The 21,654-nt window shown below is 44.5% G+C and carries 20 protein-coding genes and 1 tRNA gene; 12 read left to right on the top strand and 9 right to left on the bottom strand.

Annotation, left to right across the window (positions count from 1 at the left end; translation table 11 throughout):
• Window positions 1-300 precede the first annotated feature (300 nt).
• On the top strand, window positions 301-2,202 hold the full coding sequence (locus K1Y79_RS19085; protein ID WP_220251754.1) for an ABC-F family ATP-binding cassette domain-containing protein: 1,902 nt from the start codon (window positions 301-303) through the stop codon (window positions 2,200-2,202).
• A 58-nt stretch (window positions 2,203-2,260) separates the two neighbouring features.
• Here K1Y79_RS19085 and K1Y79_RS19090 read toward each other — a convergent pair whose 3' ends face one another.
• Window positions 2,261-2,563: a hypothetical protein gene (locus K1Y79_RS19090; RefSeq protein WP_220251755.1), complete on the bottom strand. Its 303-nt coding sequence runs from the start codon at window positions 2,561-2,563 to the stop codon at window positions 2,261-2,263.
• A 126-nt stretch (window positions 2,564-2,689) separates the two neighbouring features.
• Between K1Y79_RS19090 and K1Y79_RS19095 the strand changes: the two genes are divergently transcribed.
• From K1Y79_RS19095 to K1Y79_RS19120, 6 genes are all read left to right on the top strand, one after another.
• Entirely contained in the window at window positions 2,690-3,298 is a 609-nt protein-coding gene (locus K1Y79_RS19095; RefSeq protein WP_220251756.1) for an RNA polymerase sigma factor, read from the top strand.
• Window positions 3,299-3,397: 99 nt separating this feature from the next.
• Complete coding sequence (locus K1Y79_RS19100; RefSeq protein ID WP_220251757.1) at window positions 3,398-4,399, top strand: FecR domain-containing protein; 1,002 nt, start codon at window positions 3,398-3,400, stop codon at window positions 4,397-4,399.
• A gap of 68 nt (window positions 4,400-4,467) precedes the next feature.
• A complete protein-coding gene (locus tag K1Y79_RS19105; RefSeq protein ID WP_236059699.1) occupies window positions 4,468-7,893 on the top strand; it encodes a SusC/RagA family TonB-linked outer membrane protein in 3,426 nt (1,141 codons plus the stop codon).
• Window positions 7,894-7,906: 13 nt separating this feature from the next.
• Entirely contained in the window at window positions 7,907-9,376 is a 1,470-nt protein-coding gene (locus K1Y79_RS19110) for a RagB/SusD family nutrient uptake outer membrane protein (RefSeq protein ID WP_220251759.1), read from the top strand.
• Window positions 9,377-9,390: 14 nt separating this feature from the next.
• Entirely contained in the window at window positions 9,391-10,221 is an 831-nt protein-coding gene (locus tag K1Y79_RS19115; protein ID WP_220251760.1) for a DUF4843 domain-containing protein, read from the top strand.
• A 15-nt stretch (window positions 10,222-10,236) separates the two neighbouring features.
• Window positions 10,237-11,652: a PKD-like family lipoprotein gene (locus K1Y79_RS19120; RefSeq protein WP_220251761.1), complete on the top strand. Its 1,416-nt coding sequence runs from the start codon at window positions 10,237-10,239 to the stop codon at window positions 11,650-11,652.
• A gap of 93 nt (window positions 11,653-11,745) precedes the next feature.
• Here the strand turns inward: K1Y79_RS19120 and K1Y79_RS19125 are convergent, their stop codons facing one another.
• Both K1Y79_RS19125 and K1Y79_RS19130 read right to left on the bottom strand, forming a co-directional pair.
• Window positions 11,746-12,225 (bottom strand): hypothetical protein, encoded by a 480-nt coding sequence (locus tag K1Y79_RS19125; protein WP_220251762.1) that lies wholly within the window; start codon window positions 12,223-12,225, stop codon window positions 11,746-11,748.
• 58 nt (window positions 12,226-12,283) lie between these two features.
• On the bottom strand, window positions 12,284-12,682 hold the full coding sequence (locus K1Y79_RS19130) for a nuclear transport factor 2 family protein (RefSeq protein ID WP_220251763.1): 399 nt from the start codon (window positions 12,680-12,682) through the stop codon (window positions 12,284-12,286).
• 104 nt (window positions 12,683-12,786) lie between these two features.
• On the opposite strand from K1Y79_RS19130, the gene K1Y79_RS19135 reads away from it, so the two are divergent.
• The 4 genes from K1Y79_RS19135 (at window position 12,787) to K1Y79_RS19150 (ending at window position 15,474) form a co-directional block, all read left to right on the top strand.
• Window positions 12,787-13,782, top strand: a complete 996-nt coding sequence (locus K1Y79_RS19135; protein ID WP_220251764.1) for an AraC family transcriptional regulator — start codon at window positions 12,787-12,789, stop codon at window positions 13,780-13,782.
• 33 nt (window positions 13,783-13,815) lie between these two features.
• Window positions 13,816-14,235 carry a MarR family winged helix-turn-helix transcriptional regulator gene (locus K1Y79_RS19140; protein WP_220251765.1) on the top strand — a complete coding sequence of 140 codons (420 nt, stop codon included), beginning with the start codon at window positions 13,816-13,818 and terminating at the stop codon, window positions 14,233-14,235.
• A gap of 94 nt (window positions 14,236-14,329) precedes the next feature.
• Complete coding sequence (locus K1Y79_RS19145; protein WP_220251766.1) at window positions 14,330-14,608, top strand: hypothetical protein; 279 nt, start codon at window positions 14,330-14,332, stop codon at window positions 14,606-14,608.
• A 77-nt stretch (window positions 14,609-14,685) separates the two neighbouring features.
• Window positions 14,686-15,474: a PhzF family phenazine biosynthesis protein gene (locus K1Y79_RS19150; RefSeq protein ID WP_220251767.1), complete on the top strand. Its 789-nt coding sequence runs from the start codon at window positions 14,686-14,688 to the stop codon at window positions 15,472-15,474.
• Window positions 15,475-15,645: 171 nt separating this feature from the next.
• On the opposite strand, the gene K1Y79_RS19155 is transcribed toward K1Y79_RS19150, so the two are convergent.
• Window positions 15,646-16,245 (bottom strand): hypothetical protein, encoded by a 600-nt coding sequence (locus K1Y79_RS19155; RefSeq protein WP_220251768.1) that lies wholly within the window; start codon window positions 16,243-16,245, stop codon window positions 15,646-15,648.
• A gap of 75 nt (window positions 16,246-16,320) precedes the next feature.
• Here K1Y79_RS19155 and K1Y79_RS19160 point away from each other — a divergent pair, with 75 nt between their 5' ends.
• On the top strand, window positions 16,321-17,109 hold the full coding sequence (locus K1Y79_RS19160; protein ID WP_220251769.1) for a carbon-nitrogen hydrolase family protein: 789 nt from the start codon (window positions 16,321-16,323) through the stop codon (window positions 17,107-17,109).
• A gap of 39 nt (window positions 17,110-17,148) precedes the next feature.
• Here K1Y79_RS19160 and K1Y79_RS19165 read toward each other — a convergent pair whose 3' ends face one another.
• The 5 genes from K1Y79_RS19165 to K1Y79_RS19185 form a co-directional block, all read right to left on the bottom strand.
• Entirely contained in the window at window positions 17,149-17,637 is a 489-nt protein-coding gene (locus K1Y79_RS19165) for a hypothetical protein (protein WP_220251770.1), read from the bottom strand.
• 114 nt (window positions 17,638-17,751) lie between these two features.
• Window positions 17,752-17,823: transfer RNA gene (locus tag K1Y79_RS19170), tRNA-Arg, on the bottom strand.
• Between the two features lie 88 nt (window positions 17,824-17,911).
• Window positions 17,912-19,693 carry an AMP-dependent synthetase/ligase gene (locus K1Y79_RS19175; protein ID WP_220251771.1) on the bottom strand — a complete coding sequence of 594 codons (1,782 nt, stop codon included), beginning with the start codon at window positions 19,691-19,693 and terminating at the stop codon, window positions 17,912-17,914.
• A 55-nt stretch (window positions 19,694-19,748) separates the two neighbouring features.
• Complete coding sequence (locus K1Y79_RS19180; RefSeq protein WP_220251772.1) at window positions 19,749-20,039, bottom strand: 2TM domain-containing protein; 291 nt, start codon at window positions 20,037-20,039, stop codon at window positions 19,749-19,751.
• Between the two features lie 379 nt (window positions 20,040-20,418).
• Window positions 20,419-21,651, bottom strand: a complete 1,233-nt coding sequence (locus K1Y79_RS19185) for an MFS transporter (RefSeq protein ID WP_220251773.1) — start codon at window positions 21,649-21,651, stop codon at window positions 20,419-20,421.
• Window positions 21,652-21,654 lie beyond the last annotated feature (3 nt).

Here is a 21,654-nt window from a genome sequence, read left to right on the forward strand (position 1 = left end):
TGAAAGCCTCCCGGTATTGCCGGGAGGCTTTTTTGTTTTACACCGTCAGCATGCCGGCTGAATATGTCAGGAAATAACCCTTTGGTCCCGGTTAATGCCTTATATCATCCCGCTACCAATAGTACACCAGAAGGGCACCTCAATATCCCCGGGATATTGAGGTGCCCTTCTGGTGTACTATTAATGCCCGGCTGGAATGAAGAATAAACCGGGAGCATTACTACAGATAACGACACCTTCTCCAATCACCCAGATTCCCCCTGAGTTCTCAACTTGGTCCCATTTTACTAACTTCGCGCCATGCATTATGTTACGGTAGAAGGACTCACAAAATCTTACGGCGCAGGGCCGCTTTTCAAGGATATTTCTTTTCACATTGAAGAAGGGGATAAAATAGCGCTGGTAGCCCTGAACGGAGCCGGTAAATCTACACTGCTCCGCATACTCTGCGGACAGGAGTCTCCCGACGCGGGAACCGTATGGATCCACAAGGATGTAACGGTAGTAATGCTGGAGCAACAATCTGCTTTTGACCCGCTGAAAACTATTTCTGCAAATATCTTCTCCCAGAGCCATCCTGTTCTGGCTGCTATCAGAGATTATGAACTGCTGACCAACGACCAGGATGAAGAGCCGGATGTGGATAAACTGACGGCTGCCATCGAGCGCATGGATGAGCTGAATGCCTGGCATTTTGACTCTAAAGTGAAGCAGATACTTGGTAAACTGAATATTCACCACCTGGAGCAGAAAATGGGTAGTTTGTCCGGCGGACAATTGAAACGCGTTGCCCTGGCTAAGGTGTTGATAGACATAGGTTTTGAACACAGGCATACCCTGCTGATTATGGATGAACCTACCAACCATCTGGACATCAATATGATCGAGTGGTTGGAGAATTATCTTGACCAGGAAAATGTGACCTTATTACTCGTAACGCACGACCGCTACTTCCTGGACAGCGTGTGTAATGAGGTAATGGAACTGGATCAGCAACAGCTGTTTATCTATAAAGGAGATTATGAAAATTACCTGGAGAAGAAGGCCGCCCGCGATGAAAGTGACCGCGCCAGTGTAGAGAAAGCCCGTAATACTTACCGCAAAGAGCTGGAATGGATACGTAAGCAGCCAAAAGCGCGTACGACCAAATCAAAATCCCGCATTGACGCCTTTGAGGACGTAAAGGAACGGGCCAGTGTAAGGCTGGAAAAGCAACAGCTGGAACTGAACGTAAAAATGAGCCGTTTGGGTGGTAAGATCATTGAACTGAAGAAAGTATATAAATCCTTTGGTGATCTGAAAATCCTGAAGGGCTTTGATTATACCTTTAAGAAAGGCGAAAGGGTAGGTGTAGTGGGTAAAAATGGGGTGGGTAAATCTACCTTTCTGAATATGCTGCAGGGCCTGGAAGAACCAGATTCCGGTAAAATTAATACCGGCGAGACGGTGATCTTCGGTAACTACGACCAGCGTGGTCTGATTATCAAGGAAGATATGCGCGTGATCGAGTTTGTCAAAAATATTGCCGAAAACTTCCCACTGGCTGATGGTACCAAGGTCAGCGCCGCCCAATTCCTTCAGTTATTCCTGTTCTCTCCGGAGAAACAATATACCTACATCTCCAAGTTGAGTGGTGGGGAAAAAAGAAGACTGCATCTGCTCAGTATCCTGTTCAGAAACCCCAACTTCCTCATCCTCGATGAGCCTACCAACGATCTGGACCTGCCAACACTGAGTATATTGGAAGATTTCCTGTTGTCTTACCAGGGCTGTATTATCATTGTAACGCACGACAGGTACTTCATGGATAAACTGGTAGATCACCTGTTCGTATTTGAGGGAGATGGTGAGGTGCGTGACTTCCCGGGTAACTATACCCAGTACCGTGAGTGGGAGAAAGAACAGTCTGGTAAAGAAAAAGAGGAGACTAAAAGTGAGCCTAAACAGGTACAGACGCCTGTAGAAGAGGTAAAGCCTGCAGCGCCGGCTAAGAAGATGTCTTTCAAAGAGAAGCGGGAGCTGGAACTGCTGGAAAAGGAAATTGCATCTCTGGAAGCAGAAAAGAAGGATATTGATGATAAAATGGCCGCCGGCGCTCTTCCATATGAGCAGCTGGAGCCACTCTCAAGAAGAGCGGGAGAGATTATTCAGTTGTTGGATGATAAAGGCATGCGCTGGTTAGAATTAAGCGAAATGTCTTGATTATAAATGTATTATAAGAAAAAGGGACGCTATTATGGCGTCCCTTTTCTTTTGCTGCTTAATTCTCTTGTTTGTCCCGGATCTCAGAAGGCTTCAGGTAAACCTTTTTACCTTTCTCGTCCACATAGTACTTACGGTCTCTTTTATCAATGTAAACCGTCTGTCCGCCAGGTCCTTCTTTCCCCTTATATGTTTTATCAGTAATCTTCATAGCTCCCTTTACAGCTACGGAAGCTGTTTTGTTGCCTATTTTTTTAGCAGTGCTGTCTACGCCCTGTGCCATGCCTGCCTGGCCAAATAAAACGGCGGCAGCGGTCATGGATACAGCAACTAATCCGGTGCGCAATGTTCTTGAGATCATAACAATAGATTTAAAGTTGTGTAAAGTCACTTTGATTTATTATTATTCAATTTTGATGCCAGCAACATCTTCCATATTTTTAGAGGCCACCGTATATATTTTAGTTTAAAAGGTAAACAGTATTAGTTGGAAGAGATCTGGTATAAGGACCTTTCAGATCAGGAGCTTTGGAGCAGGCTGATAGATGGCGATGAAGGCGCGCTTGCCTTCATTTATGATACGTGGTTCGTATCACTATACAGATATGGAATGAAGATTCAGGCCGATAGCGGTCTGGTAAAAGATTGTATACATGATCTTTTTACCTCTTTGTGGCATAGCCGCCAGCGTCTTTCTGTAACAGACAGTATCAAGTTCTATCTGTTTGCCAGTCTCAAGAGAAATATTGTCAAAAGTACCCGGGCTGAGGGGGTATTTCGGCTGTTCAGCCAGCAATCTGTCCAGCATGAACCGCATATGCCTTCCTATGAGGAGCGGTTGATCAGTCAGCAGAGCGATGATGAGCGAAACCGAAAATTGGCCAAAGTCATTGATAAACTGCCCAAGCGGCAGAAAGAGATCCTATACTTAAGATACTATGAGGGGCTTTCCACCCAGGAAACAGCCGAAATTATGTCATTGAGTGTAAATTCTACATATGTACTGCTATCGAAAGCATTAAATTACTTGAAAAGCCATAGCGGTGAGTTAATGACACTTATCGTAATATGGGGCAATAGCCCCAAAGGTTTCTAAAGATTTTATAGTTTTTTTAAAAAAATGTCTAAAAAGACGCTAAGATTTTTTGATTTCATTGCTTTATCTCATTAAAGCCTATCAGGAGTAGTACTGATTATGGATTATAGACAATACACAGTAACCGATTTTCTTCATGATGAATTGTTTCGTAAATGGATTATACATCCGGAACACGATACTACCGTCTTTTGGGAAACCTGGCTGCGGGAGAATCCAGACCATCGTACTACGGTAGAACAGGCAAGAGACGTACTGCTGCTTATCGGGCCGGAAGAATACATGCCAACAGAGGATGATAAAACGGAAGTCTGGAGCCGTATAGCCTATTCCATACGGCAGGCCCCGGAGAGGAAAAGGATGTTCGTATCGTGGCGGTATGCAGCTGCTTTTGCAGGCGTACTGATTGCTTCCGCTACCGGCTGGTATCTGTTTAACCGCCCCAGTCCGGTAATGCTCAACTATGCCACCGCCTATGGTGAAGTCAGGAAAATTACCCTGCCGGATAGCTCAGTTGTGCGTATGAATGCCAACTCTACGCTTCGGTTCGCCATGGATGCAAGTGGCAAACGCGAGGTTTGGCTGGATGGAGAGTGTTTTTTCACCATTCTTCCTGAACACAGTAATGCACCATTTGCGGTGCATACTTCTGATGTAGATGTGAAGGTGATAGGCACAGAATTTAATGTCAACACCAGACGCGTAATGACGCGTGTGGTACTGAATAATGGCGCTGTGCGCCTGAAACTAAACGGCGAAGACCAGCCGGAGGTGAGTATGCGTCCCGGAGAGATGGTGACGTTTTCAACCAAAACAAATCAGCTGTCACGTCAGAAAGTAAATCCTGCTGACTACAATGCATGGCTTGACAATATGTTTGTCTTCAATGAAGCGACGATTGCCGAAGTAGCTGCAGTATTAAACGAGAACTTAGGAATCAACATTAAGATAGAAGATCAGGAACTACGGAAGGAACTGTTTACAGGTAGTATACCAATGTCAGGTGTAGAAATATTTTTCAAAACTTTGTCAAGGTCCTTACATGTGGTTATCGAAAAAAAGGACAATAATAACTACAGCATCAGGAGAAAGAAAACCTAGTAGCGTTTAGTTTATAAAAATCAACCAACCTTAATCTATTGCTTATGCCTGGAAATTACTTTAGGTGTATGGGGAGTCGTGCTGCCCTGTTGTTACTGTTGCCAGCCATGGGATATGCTGCTTCGGATAACATACGCCATCACCCGCAGCAGCAACTGCTGGCTGCAACCGGATTAAATCAGTCCGCCGCCGGAAAACAAACATTGAAAGACATCCTTGTCTCTCTGGAGACAAGATACAAGGTCCGTATCAACTACGTAGGCCAGGCTATTGGCAATATGCAGGCAGAGCCGCCCTCCGCAAAAGGGTCAGCCGTAAAGTTTATTCAATACCTGAATCAATACCTGAAACCGTTAGGGCTGGAGGCCGAAGAGGCGGGGTCAAACCTGTTCATTATTTATAAACAGGAAGGTGCTGCACCTGTTCAGAGATCAGCTGCCGCAACTGAAGGTAGGCAAGCTGCAGAGCAGGCAAGGCCAGCTGTTATTACAGTATCAGGTAGTGTAACTGATGATACCGGCGTACCCCTGCCAGGTGTGACAGTTGTGGTAAAAGGTACCTCCAATGGCGTACATACTTCAAATGATGGTAAATATGAACTGAGAAATGTGCCTGAGAATGCACATATCCTGTTCAGCTTTATTGGTTATAAATCTCAGGAGATAACGCTTAAGGGCCAGGCAAAGCTGGATGTTCGTCTGAAAACGGATGTACAGGCAGTGAAGGATGTAGTTGTAACAGGTTATTACGAGATTAAGAAGGAAAGTTTTACCGGTATTGCCACGGTATTAACTTCTGATGATATCAAGCGGGTCAATCCACAGAATATACTAAGCAGCCTGCAGGCATATGACCCTTCTTTTAAGCTGGTGGAAAACAACTTGCTGGGGTCTAATCCAAACAGGATACCCAATATCAATGTAAGAGGTACTACCGCCCTGCCAAGTGCGGATGTATCCAAACTGACCAGGAATAGTATGCTGACTGGTGTTACCAACCAGCCTACCTTCATCCTGGATGGGTATGAAGTAAATGCACAGACAGTATTTGACCTGGATCCTAATAGGATTGCATCCATGACGCTGCTGAAAGATGCGGCTGCGACAGCAATATATGGTTCAAGAGCAGCAAATGGCGTAGTAGTGATCCGTACCAAAGCGCCAAAGGAGGGTAAGCTGGCAGTAAACTATGGTTATGAAATGACCATGAATGCGCCAGATTTATCTGATTATCAGGTGCTGAATGCAGCAGAGAAACTGGAATATGAGCGGCTGGCTAAGCTGTATGAGGCTAATAACGTAGATGCGCCCATGGACCTGGAAAAGCTGTATTACCAGAAAAAGAAGAATGTATTAAGCGGAGTGAATACCTATTGGTTATCACAGCCATTGCAGGTAGATCTGGGGCATAAACATTCCATTTACCTGGAAGGAGGTACACCGGTAGTTAAGTATGGCCTTGACGTACGTTATCAGTCCAACAATGGCGTCATGAAAGGCTCTTACAGAAAACGTTATGGCCTTGCCGCCTCCCTTTCCTATAATGTACAGAACAAGATCCAGTTCAGAAACCAGATGTCTATTACGCAGGTTGATGGCAGGGAGTCTCCGTACAGAGAGTTTTCCAGGTATGTAAGAATGAATCCTTATTACCCTAAAACAGATTCAACAGGCAGATTGCTGCGGGAGGTAGACAAGTGGAGCTATCGTACAGGAGCAGAGTCCAGAACACAGACAGACGCTGTGCTGAATCCGATGTATGAGGCTACACTGGGAAGCCTGGAAAAGAATGATTATGTGGAGTTTATGGATGCCTTCTCTGGTGAGTGGACTATTAACCCGGCGCTGAGACTAAGGGGCCAGATCTCGTTGACGAAAAGAAAAGCTACAGCAGACAAGTTTGTGTCTCCTTTCAGTAATGAATACTATACCGTTACAGGTAATGACATGAAAGACCGTGGTATGTATACTTACTCGGACGAAGATTTCTGGCAGGCCGATGGAAGCCTTACCTTAAGCTATGCAAAGCAGATACGGTCCAACTTCCTGAATATCTCACTGGGTACAAACATTCAGGACAGAAGTAATGACATGAAGACCTTCAAGGCACAGGGCTTTTCCAATGACCGGTTTTCACAGATTGAATTTGCACGTATCTATGAAAGAGATAAATCTCCTGAGGGCGACTTCGCACAGGACCGCCTGATAGGGTCCTTCCTCTATGCTAACTATTCCTATAAAAACAAGATCCTGATGGATGGAACTGTTCGTCTGGACGGGTCTTCCAAATTTGGTACAGACTCCCGTATGGCAACGTTCTGGTCTTATGGACTTGGATGGAATGTACACAACGAAAAGTTTATTCCGCGTAAGGTGATTTCTCAGTTGACCCTGAGAGCTACTACCGGTCTGACAGGAGATGTGTCTTTCCCGGCTTACTTGTCCAATACCACCTACCAGTACTATAGTAATGACTGGTATTCTACAGGAGTAGGGGCTATTTTCAGAACATATGGTAACGCTTCCTTAAGATGGCAGCGTACTAAGAACTATGACGCAGGTATGGAACTGGACCTGTTTAACGGAAGGTTCTACATTGCTCCTCGGTACTACTATAAACTGACGAAAGATCTGTTAGCAGATATCATTGTGCCACCTTCAGCAGGTTTTACAGATTATAAAGCTAACCTGGGAGAAATGGTCAACAGAGGGTTTGAAGTGAATGTGCGTAGTAACGTGTTAAGAGGTAAGAATTGGTCATTTAATTTGTTTGCCAACTTTGTAACCAATAAGAATAAGATTACCAAAATCTCTAACGCGCTGAAGAGCTATAATGACAAGGTAGATGACAAGCAGCAGAATGATCCGGAGCTTAACTCTGTGCCATTGCTGCGTTTCCAGGAAGGACAGTCGCTCAATACTATTTACGCGGTGAAGTCAATGGGTATAGACCCGGAGACAGGTAAGGAGATATTCATGAAGAAAGATGGTACCTATACGCATACATATAGCGTAAAAGATATGGTGCCTGTGGGAGATATGACAACCAGAATTGAAGGCACATTTGGCGGTAGCCTGTATTATGGTAACTGGGTTGCAGAGGTTAGATTCTACGCAAAAGGTGGAGGAGACCTGTACAACCAGACGCTGGTAGACCGCGTGGAAAATGCTGATCCACGCTATAACGTAGACCGTCGGGTACTGGAATCAAGATGGAAGCAACCGGGAGACAAGGCATTGTATAAGGATATTGCTGATCAGGGATCTACCCGTACCTCTTCAAGGTTTGTACAACGTGACAATGTGGTAGAGCTGAAGTCAGTTTATCTGGCTTATAACCTTCCGATGGAGATCGCAAAGCGTTACAGGATGAACAACCTCAGATGTGCAGTAAATATGAACGACATCTGGAGAACATCCAGTATACAGGCAGAAAGAGGAATTGACTATCCGTTTGCGAGAACGTTCACCTTCTCATTATCTACTCAGTTCTAAAAAAAGCAGCAAGATGAAGAAATATTATATACTTATAATAGTGATGATGGCTACCGGTCTTATATCCTGCAGTAAATGGCTGGATGTTACACCTAAGTCTGAAGTATCGCAGGGCGCTTTATTCAGTACACAATCTGGTTTTGAAGAGGCGCTGAATGGGGTATATAGTCGCTGTACCCAGGAAGATAGTTACGGCCGGGAGATTACATGTGGTTTCCTGGATGTACTGGCGCAGAACTATGTAATTACCAGTGATGATCCACAGGGATACAGACAGACCTCGCTGTACAATTATGAGGAGGAACAATTTATTAATAGAAGAGATAATGTATGGAAAGCATTGTATGCCGCTATTGCAAATTGTAACCTGATCCTTCACCATCTGAAGGGGCAGGAAAACCTTTTTGTTGGCAGAGAGTACGAACTGATCAAAGGAGAGGCCCTGGCATTAAGAGCCTACCTGCATTTTGATCTGCTGCGCATGTTTGGACCATCATATGTAAATGATCCGGGGGCTAGTGCAGTACCCTATGTAATGAGCTTTACCAAGAATATTACCCCGATGGCTACCGTTCGCGGTGTACTGGATTCCGCCATCCTGGATCTGAATGAAGCCAAGGCATTGCTGAAGATCTCTGATCCTATACTGAATGAAGGCTATAAAGTAGGTTATCCGGCCAAGGATTCCAGTACTGAAGAATCCAATACCCTGTTTATGCAGAACCGCCGTCACCGCATGAACTACTATGCCGTGTGTGGTGAGCTGGCAAGAGTTTATCTGTATAAAGGAGATAAGGCCAATGCGCTTACAAACGCCCTTGAAGTAATCAATGCCAGGAAGTTCCCATGGACCCGTCAGAACGACTTCCTGAATCCTGATGACGAGAAGAAAGACCGCATTCTGTACAGAGAGCTCCTTTTTGGATGGTATGTACCTAATATGTCAGGCAGGCTTAATGAGCGGTTCAGGAATGGGGAAAGTGCGCTTTTTGTAACGACCACTGAAGGGCAGAATATATATGAGACAGGCGGCGTAGGCGGTGATGACTTCCGGTATAAGCAATGGTTCAGCGAAAAGAGCGGAGGCCTGGGTACACGCCTGCAGCTGGAGAAGTACTATCGTGACGGGGATGCCAATATCCACTATCAAATGGCACCTGCCATCAGGCTGAGCGAGATGTATTATATAGCAGCGGAGTGTACGTTTGATACAGATCCGGTTAAAGCCTGGGACTACTTTAATGAAGTGCGCTTACATCGTGGTATCGGCGCACGTATTACAGAGGAAAGGTCGAAGGACGTGTTTATGAACGAACTGGTGAAAGAATGCCGGAAGGAGTTCTATGGAGAGGGGCAGATATTTTATATGTATAAACGTCTTAACAGGCCAGTAAACGGATTGGCAGGTATACAGTATCCGGCTACCAACAAACTGTTTGTACTGCCTCTGCCTGACGATGAAATACAATTTGGTAACAGATAAAATCCTACAGCCCGATGAAAAAGATATTTTTATTCAGTGTTCTTTGCTGTACGGTATTAGTTGCCTGCAAGAAAGACGAAATAACAGTATTTGATACAACAGAGAATGTCTACTTTGACTTCCATCCTGAGGATCCGGATGATAAGACAGATAGCCTGTTATATTCATTCGCCTACTTTCCCGACAAAGGAGAGGATACCCTATACATACCGGTGAGAATTTCTGGTTTCCGCACAGCAGGCGAGCGCAGATTTGTGCTTGAAACTGTTGATAGTTCAACAACTGCTAAGCCGGGTATTCATTTTAAGGCACTGGAGAAAGAGTACGTCATGCAGCCGGATTCAGGTCTTTGCCAGGTGCCGTTAATCATCTACAATAAAGATACAGTACTGAAGTCCAAAACCCTGACAATCGGCCTTACGCTGAAACCTACTAAAGATCTGGGCGTGGCTTTTACATTGCAGAACAAGGGAATTGTAAAGTTCTCTAACAGGCTGGAAAAGCCAACCTGGTGGAATACCTGGGCTGGTGAGCTGGGTGATTACTCCAGGGTTAAGCATGAGCTGTTTATCAGAGCCTCAGGAGCAACAGAGCTGGGTACAAATATGTCTGACTTTAACACAATACCTAAAGCGCTTTATCATACTAGAAGGTTTAAGTCTTTCCTGCTGGATCCTTTTAAGTGGGTAGAGCAGTTTGCAACAGAAGGCTATATTATCACGAAGGAGGCAGACGGTTTCTTCTATTTCTACAGCAGCAGGAACCCTGGTAACAAATACAAGCTGGAGTTAAACCCTGATGATGGCAGATACTACTTCAGGGATGAAAATGGTAAACGTGTCTAAGTTAAAACCTATACAATGAAGAGATCATTTCTATATATACTCACTGCATTACTACTCCCTTTTATATCATCCTGCTTTAAGGATAAGGGGAACTATGATTATACAACGCTTGGCACGCCGGTTATAACCAACCTGGATACCGCCTATACTGTTTTTACAGGAGACAGTCTGATTATCACGCCTAAGATAGTATTGCCTGAAGGCCGCACCGATCTTACCTGTAACTGGAAGATAGATATACCGCAGGAAGCACGTTCAGAGGATTTTGAGGGGCTGTCACTGCGTATGTTGTACGGGCTAGGCTCCAAAAGGTATAATGCGACGCTGATTGTCAGTGATAATGGTATTGGTATGAAATACTATTACAAGTTCGTTATCAACGGAAAGACTGAATTTACAACAGGAACAGTTGTACTGTCAGACGATGATGGACAGGCGAAGCTTTCTTTTATCAAGCCGGATGGGACAGTACAGCCAGACCTGTATGCTGCCATTAATGGCGAAGACCTGGGTAAGAAGCCGCTGCAGATAGTGCCTTTGCGGAACCAGTACTATATGAATGTGAACTTTGCTTACTGGATAGTATGTGCTGAGGGAACAAACCCGGCCGTACAGGTAAACAGTGATGACCTGAAGAAGATGAAATACCTGAAAGAGAACTTTTATGATCCTCCGGGGGATATACATCCTTCTTATTTTCAGCGGTTATATGATGGTACAACAACGGCTATCCTGAATGATAAGATGTATGTAGGTACTATAGAAACAGCGCCGTTCGGAACATACTATGGTTATTTCAGTAACCCGATTGGCGGTAACTATACCTTAGCGCCGGATCTGATCTATGCAAGTACCGACAGGGGGTTGTATTACCTGGGATTTGACAAGGTAAAAAAGAGCTTCCTGCGTTTTGACCGTACTACCTATTTTGGCACGGACTATACCCAGCAGGATTCGCTGTTTAATCCTAAAGACCTGAAAATGGACCTTATTGAGATGGAAAAGCTGACTGAGAATGATGTGTATGCCTTCTGTGACAGCGTAGGAAAGGTATTTGAGTTGAGGTTTGCGCTGGAGTTCCTGGATGGTAAGTCCAGGTTTATTACTACCTCTAAACGCAGGTTTAAAGGTGATAGCCTGCTTACAGCAGATACGAAGTGGCAGTCCTCGACATTGGGTGTATTCTATTTCACTTCTAATGATAAGATCTACAGGTATAACCCTTTGAACCAGGAGCTACGCCTGCTGGATGCTAATTTTTCCGGTAAGGCTGTTACTATGATAAAAGTAATGGACGATGTGAACAAGCTTGTTGTGGGTACACAAGGCAGCCTGTATGTACTTGATGTAAGTACCGGTAAGAATGGCAATATTGTTAGCCAGTCGCATAATATCCCCGGAAAGATAGTTGACGTTTTTATAAGACAATAGCATCTATATCCTATGACCCTGATTAACCAGCCATTACCATAAACAAAACGCCCCGCGATCATGTCGTGGGGCGCTGTTTTGGCAAAGCCGGTGTTATTTACAAGCTCCTTTTACAAAGGCAGTTTCTTCAAACTTCAGTTTAGACGGATCTTTATCAAATACCGGTACTCCCTGGCTATCTAATGAAGAGGGAATTGCTTCCAGTATCCTGTCATTTTCCACTTTGAATACAACAGGTCTTACGCTGTTTACGCCTTCACTCATAAAGCGGTATTCTGCTTCAATAATATTATCTTTTATAGCGCCGGAAATAGCGCCCTGATTCTTATCCTTTTCAAACAGGCGGTATTCCAGCTGTCCGTTGATCACGTCATTGGTGGCTTCAAACTGCAGGTAAGAAGTGTCTTTACCCGAGATGCGTGTAAAGCATTGTGGGCCAGTAGCGATAGCTGCACTTGCAGGCGTACCTATGCTGCTGTCTGCCGAAGTTGTAGTTGTATCAGAGGATGTGTTGGAGGATTGCTGGCAACCTGCCATTGTCAATAAGGCTGCAGCTGCAAAGAATAGTTTCATATAACTGGTTTTGCCATATAGAACGAATAGTGTGCCAGTGTGTTACTTTTTAGTTTAATTATTTCCCCCAGAACAGGTCTTCTTGTGTTGGATCACAGGTATAAACTTTCGCCTTGACGATCTTGCCGGCGGTGACGGTGTAAACGTCAATGTTATGCACATCCAGGGTGCCGCCATCAGGACGCTGTGCTTTCCATTGGATAAGGCAGGCCACACTGTTACCACTAACAGCAATATCTTTAATGGCTGACAATTGCAGTGTATTGCCAGTATGCTCAAACATACCGCCTACCATTTGAAATACCTGTGTAATATCTGACTTGAAACCGGAGAAGCGGTTGTTGCCGGGCTGTTCCCATTCGATATGCTCATCAAGTAAAGCTGCCAATGTTTGATTATCGCCCTGTTGAACCGCAGTCAGAAATTGAATCGCTACCTGTTTTGTCTGATTTTCCATGTTGTATGTATTTTTTTGGGTGATTGTATGCCACAAAATTATTCCGGGTAAGGCCGTGTATGATTATCTTTATGCGACAAACAATTACCATTTCGCGACATGTTATGGAAAACATTCAGCGGCGTTTCGTATTGAACTTTCTGGCCTATGCAGCCTTGCGGGATGCGCCGGTTATACAGCTAAGCCAGCTGGCAGGGATTGATCTTTCTGCTTTACAGGAGCAGCAGGACTATGCTATCAGCAATCAACAGCTTAGCCACCTCTGGAAAGAGGCGGCTGCCCTTACCAGTGATAATCTGTTCGGGCTTCATTTCGGAGAGTCGCTACAACTATCCGCCCTAGGGATAGTAGGAGAGATTATCCGAAGCAGCGAAACAGTAGGAGAGGCGGTAACACAAGCAGCCGCACTGGCTCATCTGATGACAGGGCTTTTTCGTCTGCATGTAAGCGATGACAAAAGCCGTTTTACAGTAAGCTTCCATCCTCTAACAGATCATCCAGAACGTTTCGAGTTCAGGCAGACATTAGAGCTATTTATGGTATTTGTGGTACACGAAATAGATGGACTACTTCTGAAGAAGATTAGGCCGCTGGCAGTGCAACTTCCATACAGAATAGATAATGCTGTGGAATATGCAAGAGTATTCAGATGTGAGGTAGAAAAAAGTACGGATACCTATGCTTTGGTATTTGATGCGCATTACTGGAATGAACCCCTGTTGACAGCCAATTATGAGATACAGCGCACGCTGTTGCAAAGGGTGACGCAGCAGGGCAATGTTCACGGTAATTCATTGAAAGATAGGATACATCAGTATCTGCTTACAAATGCCTATCTCGGTATCAGGTCGCTTGGAGAGATTGCATTAAATTTTAATATCAGTCCCAGGACATTACAGCGTAAACTTAAGGAAGAGGGTATCAGTTACCAGGACGTAGCCGATGACGTAAGGAAGTCGTTAGCGTTACATTACCTGGAAGATGGCGCATATCCGGTAAAGACCATCTCCTATATGCTCGGGTACAATGAAATAAGCGCTTTTACAAGAGCATTTAAGAGATGGACAGGCAAGACACCTGTGAATTATCAGAAAAACTAAGGTCTTCAACTTACTATTTATAACACCTATACTATGGAAATGGATAAGCCGCTAGGCTGGTATCTTAAAGAGGCTGATAAACGTATCACCGCTTTTCTGGATGATGAACTGAATGACCTTGCTGTATCCCGTTATCACTGGCGGGTGATGTGTGCAATTGCAGCACAGGGCAGTATTAACACCTGGCAGTTTTATCAGGAGCTGAAAGCGTTTATCGGTGTGCAGCAATATGGAGAGTTATTACAGTCTCTGACCGAACGTGGGTGGGTAACTGTTTCTGTGGAAGACAAATGTGTCTTCACTGCGTCAGGGAAGGAAGCCTATGAGAACATGCGGATGCTGCAAAAGGAGAGAACAGCCCGAATGATGCAGGGCATAACCGAAGAAGAGTATAATCTGGCCGTCAGCGTATTGAACAGAATTATAGAAAATACAGGGCAACATCCGGTCTGAATATAGAAAAACTGTTTTTTGGCTGTAAATGATTAATCGATACTTTTGTCTGGTCCAGCAAGGACACTGATTACTAAAATAAAACAGTATTAATATGGCAAAGTTACCCAAGTTTATGATTGCTGATGATCCAGTTACGGATCCTGATAATGAATATATATTTCATACCGAGCAACCCCGTTTCTTCGCTAAACGTGTAGATGAAGATGAGGAAAATGGTCATATTGATATCGTCGAAGAACTGGACAATGTGGATGAGTTCTTTAAGAACGATCCGGCTAAAAAAGAAGCCTTGCTCGACGAATTGGAAGAATGGTATTATTCTTATCTTGAGTGGCTCGAGGAAGACGAGTTTGAAGAAGATGAAGAGTAATCAATCAATATTATTGCAATCAAGTATGTAAAGTCAGCCGCAAGCTGGCTTTACATGTTTTTATACTACAGTTATCAATGACAGAACTGAACTTATACCAGGTTGATGCATTTACCGAGCATGTGTTTGGAGGTAATCCGGCGTGCGTCTTGCCACTGGAACATTGGCTACCCGATGAGCAGCTCTTACTATTGGCACGTGAAAACGCAGTAGCAGAGACCGCCTTTCTCATCCCTTCCGGGGATGGATATCACCTTAGATGGTTTACACCAGAAATTGAGATGGACCTTTGTGGCCATGCTACATTAGCAGCAGCTCATGTAATTAAAACTTTCATGGACTATAGGGGAAGCAGTGTCCGGTTTGAGTCAGCTAGTGGTACATTGTATGTCAGCTTTGATAATGGGCTATATGTGCTGGATTTCCCTTCCAGGAAGCCGTTTTCTGTAGAATTGCCCGGTGAAATAAGGCAAGCGTTCAGCAAGGAGCCGGTTTCAGTATTAAAGGCCAGAGACTATGTATTGGTCTATGAACGTGAAGAGGATATCAGGCATATGCAGGTTAACAGGCAACTGCTTGACCAGATTAACCTTGATCCCGGGGGAGTGATTATTACAGCGCCTGGGAATACCTGTGACTTTGTCTCCCGCTTTTTCACGCCACAGGCATCTATCCTGGAAGATCCGGTAACAGGCTCTGCGCATTGTTCTCTTATACCTTATTGGAGTGAACGGTTAGGTAAGAAGGAATTAAAGGCCCAACAGCTATCCGCCCGACTAGGCACTTTATTTTGTACTGATAAAGACACACGGGTATTGATTGCAGGGAATGCCCGCACTTATTCGGTTGGGAAATGCTGGATCTAATTTGCTTTTCAGTATGTTATAAGAGTCATTGACAATAAGAAATTTGTAGGTACAGTTGTTATCACCTGCTAACAGGCATAGCTTTTAGGAGTTGAAGATATTTGCCGGCCTAAAGCTACTCTATCTGGTTATACTAGTCCAAAACAGCCAGGGTGTAGCAGACAACATGCTTTATTTAACCTCATCAATACTATGCAGGGTATAAAGACGGCCGAGGCTGGGCAGGTAATAGTAACCATCCTGCTTCAGCTTACATAGCGCAGTATAGCTCTGCTCATTGCTTACCTTTTGGAGCGTATCTGACGCATAATAATAAATACCTGTGCCATTGACAATGGGTATTCGCACTGCCTGTTCAGGCTTTTTGTCTATCTCCAGTTGTGGCTTATTCTTTTTGAACTTTACAAGTACCCATACACCCTCATCGTAATACCTGCTTGACGAAGTATTTTCAGGGATAAATGAGTATTCAATCAGGGTAGAATCATTTAAAAAATCGACATTCGTATTCAGCTGGTAGAAAACTTTCTTGTCATCTATTGTTTTCTCCAATAGAATTGTATTCAGAGCGCTTGACTGTCCGCAGTAATGAACGCCCTTTTTCCCTGAGCCGGTATTCAGATATACCCTGATATCCCCAATACTCATACCCGCTGTATCCATTGCCAAATGGCGCATGTCTTTGTCTCTTAGCCTGACATAAAAAGAATGCTGAGCCATGGTATTAGTACTTACGAGTATAAGTAGCAGGGGGAATAAGAGCTGACGCATAGGCGAGATTGTGCATCTAAATATACTAAAAGTAGTGGCAGCGATTAGTTAGTTTTGAGGACTAATTATCTACTTATGAAAATAGCATTGGCATCACCCCCTTTCCCTGCCTCCCTGGCGGATGGCCTGTTATGGCTTGAAAAACTAGTAAAAGATGCAGCTGTAGAAAATGCGGCGATCATTTGTTTTCCTGAATCTTATCTACCGGGGTATCCGGGAATGGGCTATCAACCAGAAGACCGTACTCCCGAAACGCTGCAACATGCTCTTGAAAAGGTCTGTGACATTGCGGCCAGCAATAATATTGCGATCATTATACCTATGGACTGGTATGAGGACGGAAAGCTGCTTAATCTTGCCTTTGTTATATCGGAAGAAGGTAAGATATTAGGTAGTCAGACTAAAAATCAGCTGGACCCTACTGAAGATAATCTGTGGGTGGCTGGTACGGAACGTAAGGTATTTGAAGTGAAAGGAGTGAAGTTTGGTATTACCATCTGTCATGAGGGGTTCCGCTACCCTGAATCTGTCAGATGGGCTGCACAGCAGGATGCTAAAATTGTCTTCTTCCCGCACTTTGTGGGAAGTAATACGGCAGGCGTGGAACTGAAAGAGTGGTGTGCCCGGGAAAACCCATACTATGAAAAAGCCGTTATGCTCAGGGCAATGGAGAATACTATCTATGTAGGTAGTTCAAATTACTCTTCCCGCTACCCTGAGTCAGCCTCTACCCTGGTAGGACCGGATGGCAGCTGCATTGTGCATGGGGCTTACGGACAGGCAGGGGTGGTTGTAGCAGAGATTGATCCGGCAAGAGCTACTGGTTTACTGGCAAAGCGATTTAAGCAGGCATTATACTACTAATAAAGCTGAAAAGCCGGTGTTGTAAAAGACTTCGGCTTTTTATTCTTTAGAGAAGATCATGACTTCTCCCGCATCCGGGTCGCCGAGTGTGACCAGGATCTCATATGGGGGCTTATTGCCCATAAGCCCTATACTGGCATATTCCTTATCGAACCCTGTCAGCAGCAGGCCCCAGTGTTTATCCAAACCGCTACCATAGTCAACGCTGCCAACACTGCTGATCTCCCATTTCCCATGAGTGGAGTAATACCCTGTTAAATTGATCTTTCCTGTAGCCGAGTCGGTATTGAACACGTCGGGTATATTCTTGACTTCATAGGTACTATCTGCTTTCAGACTAATGTAACTGTCTATGCCGGCTTGACCAATCGGATCATTTGTGGCAGTCTGTTCGTTGAACCTGTATATGCCGGTAAGATCTTCAAATGCTGGCTTGCTGGTGGTAAACCTATGGGCATAAGGATCATATTGGCATCCGGCAATAACGAATAGGGAAAGTACTACTAGTGGGGTTGTAAGGCGTCTCATGTGGAATTGATTGGGGGTAAATGGTTAACTAGGCGCGCATCACTTTGTCCGGGGCTAAGGTAGTATAATATAACGCAAAAAAGTCAGCACCTGAATGCTGACTTTTCTCTTTTGTAGCCCGGACAAGAATCGAACTTGTATCTAAAGTTTAGGAAACTTCTATTCTATCCATTGAACTACCGGGCCATAGGGCTAAACCCTAAAGTGGAGTGCAAAAGTAAACGTTTTTTACATATTTCAAGCAAACCGTTTAAAATTTGCGCTCCACTATCTGTTAATTATATATTTTCTCTATCTGTTGCTCATATTGCTGAACGATCACTTTCCGCTTTAGTTTCAATGTAGGAGAGAGCTCTCCGTTGGCGATTGTCCATTCTTTAGGCAAAAGCTCAAACTTTTTGATCTGTTCAATATGACTGAAATACTGATTATACTTCTCAACGACCTGTTTATAAAGCTGTTGTATGTCAGTGTTTTTCAGCAGTTCTTCATGTGTACCTGTTTTAATGCCTTTCTTGGCTGCCCAGCTGACCAGCTGAGGGAAGGAAGGTACAATCAGGGCACCGGTAAACTTCCGGTTTTCTCCTACCACCATAATCTGCTCAATGAAAGGAGATTCTTTGAACTTGTTTTCGATAGGCTGAGGAGCAACAAACTTCCCACCGGAGGTTTTAAAGAGTTCCTTTTTGCGATCAGTTATCTTCAGAAATTTGTTATTGACCAGCACACCTATATCTCCTGTATGAAACCAGCCGTCGGTGATTGACTCTGCAGTCAAGTCCGGACGTTTGTAATAGCCCGGTGTGATATTAGGACCTTTACAACAGATCTCTCCATCTTCAGCCAGCTTTACTTCAACATTACTGATCAGGGGGCCAACAGTACCGAACATGCGGTCTTTGGCATCTACCCTGTTTACACTGATTACTGGTGAGGTTTCTGTTAAGCCATAACCTTCCAGGATCGGTATATTGGCTGCAGTGAATATTTTCAGTAGTCTGACCTGGCAGGGTGCCGATCCGACGACTATAGCGTCAATATTCCCGCCAAGGGCTTCCCGCCATTTCTTAAACACCAGTTTATTGGCGATGGACAGCTGGAAATCGTACCACCAGCCCATGGATTTGTTGATTTCATATTTCTTACCCAGTTCCACTGACCAGAAGAACAATGCTCGTTTAATACCTTTCAGTTCCAGGCCTTTAGCCATGATCTTTTCGTATACCTTTTCCAGTAATCTGGGTACAGTAGTAAAGATGCTAGGCTTTACCTCGCGCAGGTTGTCGGCAATGGTTTCCATGCTTTCTGCATAGTAGATAGGTACTCCAGCGGTTAGATATACATAGGTCACCATGCGTTCAAATACGTGGTTGAGTGGCAGGAAACTCAGCGCCCTTGCTTCCTGGCTTACAGGAAGGTAAGGTATACAAGCAGTAACGTTACTCATGATATTATCATGTGTAAGCATCACACCTTTAGGCGTTCCAGTAGTACCTGACGTATAGATGATGGTGGCCACCTGTGTAGGTTTAACAGCATCTCTGATAGCGGGTATACGGTCTGTATATTCTTTGGTGGCCATCTCCGGAATCTCCAGCCAATGGCGCACGCCTTCAATTTTGTTGAAAGAATAGATCTCTTTCAGGTGGGTTAGCTTATGCCGGATAAGACGAACCTTATCAAACATATCCTGTCCGCTGATGAACAATATGGCAGCTCCTGAATCATTCAGGATGAACTCCATTTCGTGTTCGCTCAATGTAGGATATAGCGGAGCCAGAATAATACCTGCCTGCTGGCAGGCAAGATCAGTGATCACCCACTCAGGACGGTTGGGAGATATGATAGCTATTTTATCACAACCTTCAGGAGTTGCATCCCCCTTATCAAGGCCCAATTGCAGCAGTCCGGCGCTAAATCGCAATGTAAGATCGGCTACTTCCTGTGTATTATATTTTCTCCAGACATTGTTTTCTTTTCCTACCAGCATGTCTGTTTTCGGGAAATTTCTTAGCTGGTGTTCGATTACGTCAAATAATCTTCGTGGCTGCTCCATAGATTGTAGATAATGCTTTGGTGGTATGCTTTACCCCGTGTGAAGGTAGTGGAATTTAGAGGCCTCTGCGTTGTTTTTCGGCCTGTAGTTTTTCATATTCTCTCACCGCATCGCCGAAAGGATCGTGATGCCATGCATAGAAATACTGGAATGCAAGACCGAGTGCCCAGCCCAATGAAGGCCATATCGGCCATGGAATACCATGGTGAGATGGTCCTTGTGTAATGAACCATAGCGCCCAGAGAAAGGCATTGATAACAAGATAGACGAGCAGGGACGTTCGGAATGAAGCCCTCGCCTTGGCTATTTTCCAAAGGCGTTCGTCGCGTTGCGAAGTTGTTTCCATATGCAATAAGTATTAGAAGGCATGACTAAATATAATGTTTTTTCCCGAAAAGTGTAAGTCGGAACAAGGAGGGGAGATGGGATTAAAAACAGCTTGTTAAAATCATGGAACAGCCTGCAACTGCTATGTGATTTCAGCATCACCAGCTAATTTTGAGACAAGACCTGAAGAACAGACTACGTTACGCGATACAAAACATCCCGGCATTCCACGATTCACATATAAACCTATTGCAACAATATTATCACGCTATTATATCAAAGATTGTGTCTTAATGGTTATTTAATTGATGAAACCCAGAGCGTTTTATCCAATAATGCACTCACCAGTCTCTGGTGATAAAGTTCCTTTTACCAACAGAGACCGGTGAGCTGGTTTTTTATTTCTTTTGCCCTGAACGTTCTACGTTAGGCAGAAAGCCCGTAAGTAATCCAATTAGCGGCAGATAAGCACATACATCAAACACATAAGAGATGCTGGTGCTATCAGCCAGTTTACCTAACAAAGCAGAACCAATACCACCCATTCCAAACGCAAGGCCGAAGAACAAACCGGCAATCATGCCCACTTTGCCTGGCACAAGTTCCTGCGCATATACTAGAATAGCAGAAAAAGCAGAGGATAATATGACCCCGATGAAGACACTCAGTACCGCTGTCCAGAACAATGTCGCATGTGGCAACAGCAATGAGAACGGCGCTACACCCAGAATAGAGATCCAGATAACATATTTCCTGCCTATCCTGTCTCCTACAGGGCCGCCTATAAAGGTACCCGCTGCAATAGCAAACAGGAATATAAACAGGTATACCTGCGCACTTTGCACTGAAATATTAAACTTGTCAATCAGATAAAAGGTATAGTAGCTGGTCATGCTGGCCATGTAGAAGTACTTTGAGAAAATCAGTACCAGCAGTATACTCAGCGCAAAGGTTACCTTTCCTTTGGATAGGCGTACCTGTTGTACGCTTTCGGCCGACTTTGACTTATCGCGAATACGGTGTGTATTGTTTCTGTACCAGGTAGCAATATTCATCATTACCACAATAGCCAGCAATGCCGCCAGTGCAAACCAGCTGATGCTGGACTGCCCCTTGGGTACAATGATCATAGCAGCAAGTAATGGCCCCAGGGAGCTACCTGCATTGCCTCCCAGCTGGAATAGCGACTGTGCCATGCCATGCTTACCGCCTGAGGCCATATATGCCAGCCTGGAAGCCTCGGGATGAAATATAGAAGATCCTACACCAACCAATGCTACCGAGAATAATACCAGGTAGAAATGATGCGCCTGCGAAAGACTGATCAGCCCCAGTAGGGTAAAGCCCATGCCTATTGCCAATGAATAGGGCTTAGGATGTTTATCCGTATAAAGGCCTACCAGCGGCTGCAGTAACGAGGCCGTTAGCTGATAGGTAAGAGTAATCAGCCCTATCTGGCTAAACGTCAGTTTAAGGGAGTCTTTTACTATCGGATAAATGGCAGGGATCAATGACTGTATGGTATCATTGATCATATGTGAAAAACTCAATGCCAGCAATATAGAGAATACGGTATTAGTAGCTGCCTGCTGTGCCTGTGCTGTAGCAGTCTCCTGTAAGGTTTTGTCCATAAC

The organism is Chitinophaga rhizophila, assembly GCF_019492185.1.
GTDB classification, from domain to species: Bacteria; Bacteroidota; Bacteroidia; order Chitinophagales; family Chitinophagaceae; genus Chitinophaga; species Chitinophaga rhizophila.

Bases quoted from the DNA above. Each gene is read 5' to 3' on its own strand.
- K1Y79_RS19085 (WP_220251754.1), top strand. From the start codon at position 301: ATGCATTATGTTACGGTAGAAGGACTCACAAAATCTTACGGCGCAGGG.
- K1Y79_RS19090 (WP_220251755.1), bottom strand. From the start codon at position 2,563: ATGATCTCAAGAACATTGCGCACCGGATTAGTTGCTGTATCCATGACC.
- K1Y79_RS19100 (WP_220251757.1), top strand. From the start codon at position 3,398: ATGGATTATAGACAATACACAGTAACCGATTTTCTTCATGATGAATTG.
- K1Y79_RS19105 (WP_236059699.1), top strand. From the start codon at position 4,468: ATGGGGAGTCGTGCTGCCCTGTTGTTACTGTTGCCAGCCATGGGATAT.
- K1Y79_RS19110 (WP_220251759.1), top strand. From the start codon at position 7,907: ATGAAGAAATATTATATACTTATAATAGTGATGATGGCTACCGGTCTT.
- K1Y79_RS19115 (WP_220251760.1), top strand. From the start codon at position 9,391: ATGAAAAAGATATTTTTATTCAGTGTTCTTTGCTGTACGGTATTAGTT.
- K1Y79_RS19120 (WP_220251761.1), top strand. From the start codon at position 10,237: ATGAAGAGATCATTTCTATATATACTCACTGCATTACTACTCCCTTTT.
- K1Y79_RS19125 (WP_220251762.1), bottom strand. From the start codon at position 12,225: ATGAAACTATTCTTTGCAGCTGCAGCCTTATTGACAATGGCAGGTTGC.
- K1Y79_RS19130 (WP_220251763.1), bottom strand. From the start codon at position 12,682: ATGGAAAATCAGACAAAACAGGTAGCGATTCAATTTCTGACTGCGGTT.
- K1Y79_RS19135 (WP_220251764.1), top strand. From the start codon at position 12,787: ATGGAAAACATTCAGCGGCGTTTCGTATTGAACTTTCTGGCCTATGCA.
- K1Y79_RS19140 (WP_220251765.1), top strand. From the start codon at position 13,816: ATGGAAATGGATAAGCCGCTAGGCTGGTATCTTAAAGAGGCTGATAAA.
- K1Y79_RS19145 (WP_220251766.1), top strand. From the start codon at position 14,330: ATGGCAAAGTTACCCAAGTTTATGATTGCTGATGATCCAGTTACGGAT.
- K1Y79_RS19150 (WP_220251767.1), top strand. From the start codon at position 14,686: ATGACAGAACTGAACTTATACCAGGTTGATGCATTTACCGAGCATGTG.
- K1Y79_RS19155 (WP_220251768.1), bottom strand. From the start codon at position 16,245: ATGCGTCAGCTCTTATTCCCCCTGCTACTTATACTCGTAAGTACTAAT.
- K1Y79_RS19160 (WP_220251769.1), top strand. From the start codon at position 16,321: ATGAAAATAGCATTGGCATCACCCCCTTTCCCTGCCTCCCTGGCGGAT.
- K1Y79_RS19165 (WP_220251770.1), bottom strand. From the start codon at position 17,637: ATGAGACGCCTTACAACCCCACTAGTAGTACTTTCCCTATTCGTTATT.
- K1Y79_RS19175 (WP_220251771.1), bottom strand. From the start codon at position 19,693: ATGGAGCAGCCACGAAGATTATTTGACGTAATCGAACACCAGCTAAGA.
- K1Y79_RS19180 (WP_220251772.1), bottom strand. From the start codon at position 20,039: ATGGAAACAACTTCGCAACGCGACGAACGCCTTTGGAAAATAGCCAAG.
- K1Y79_RS19185 (WP_220251773.1), bottom strand. From the start codon at position 21,651: ATGGACAAAACCTTACAGGAGACTGCTACAGCACAGGCACAGCAGGCA.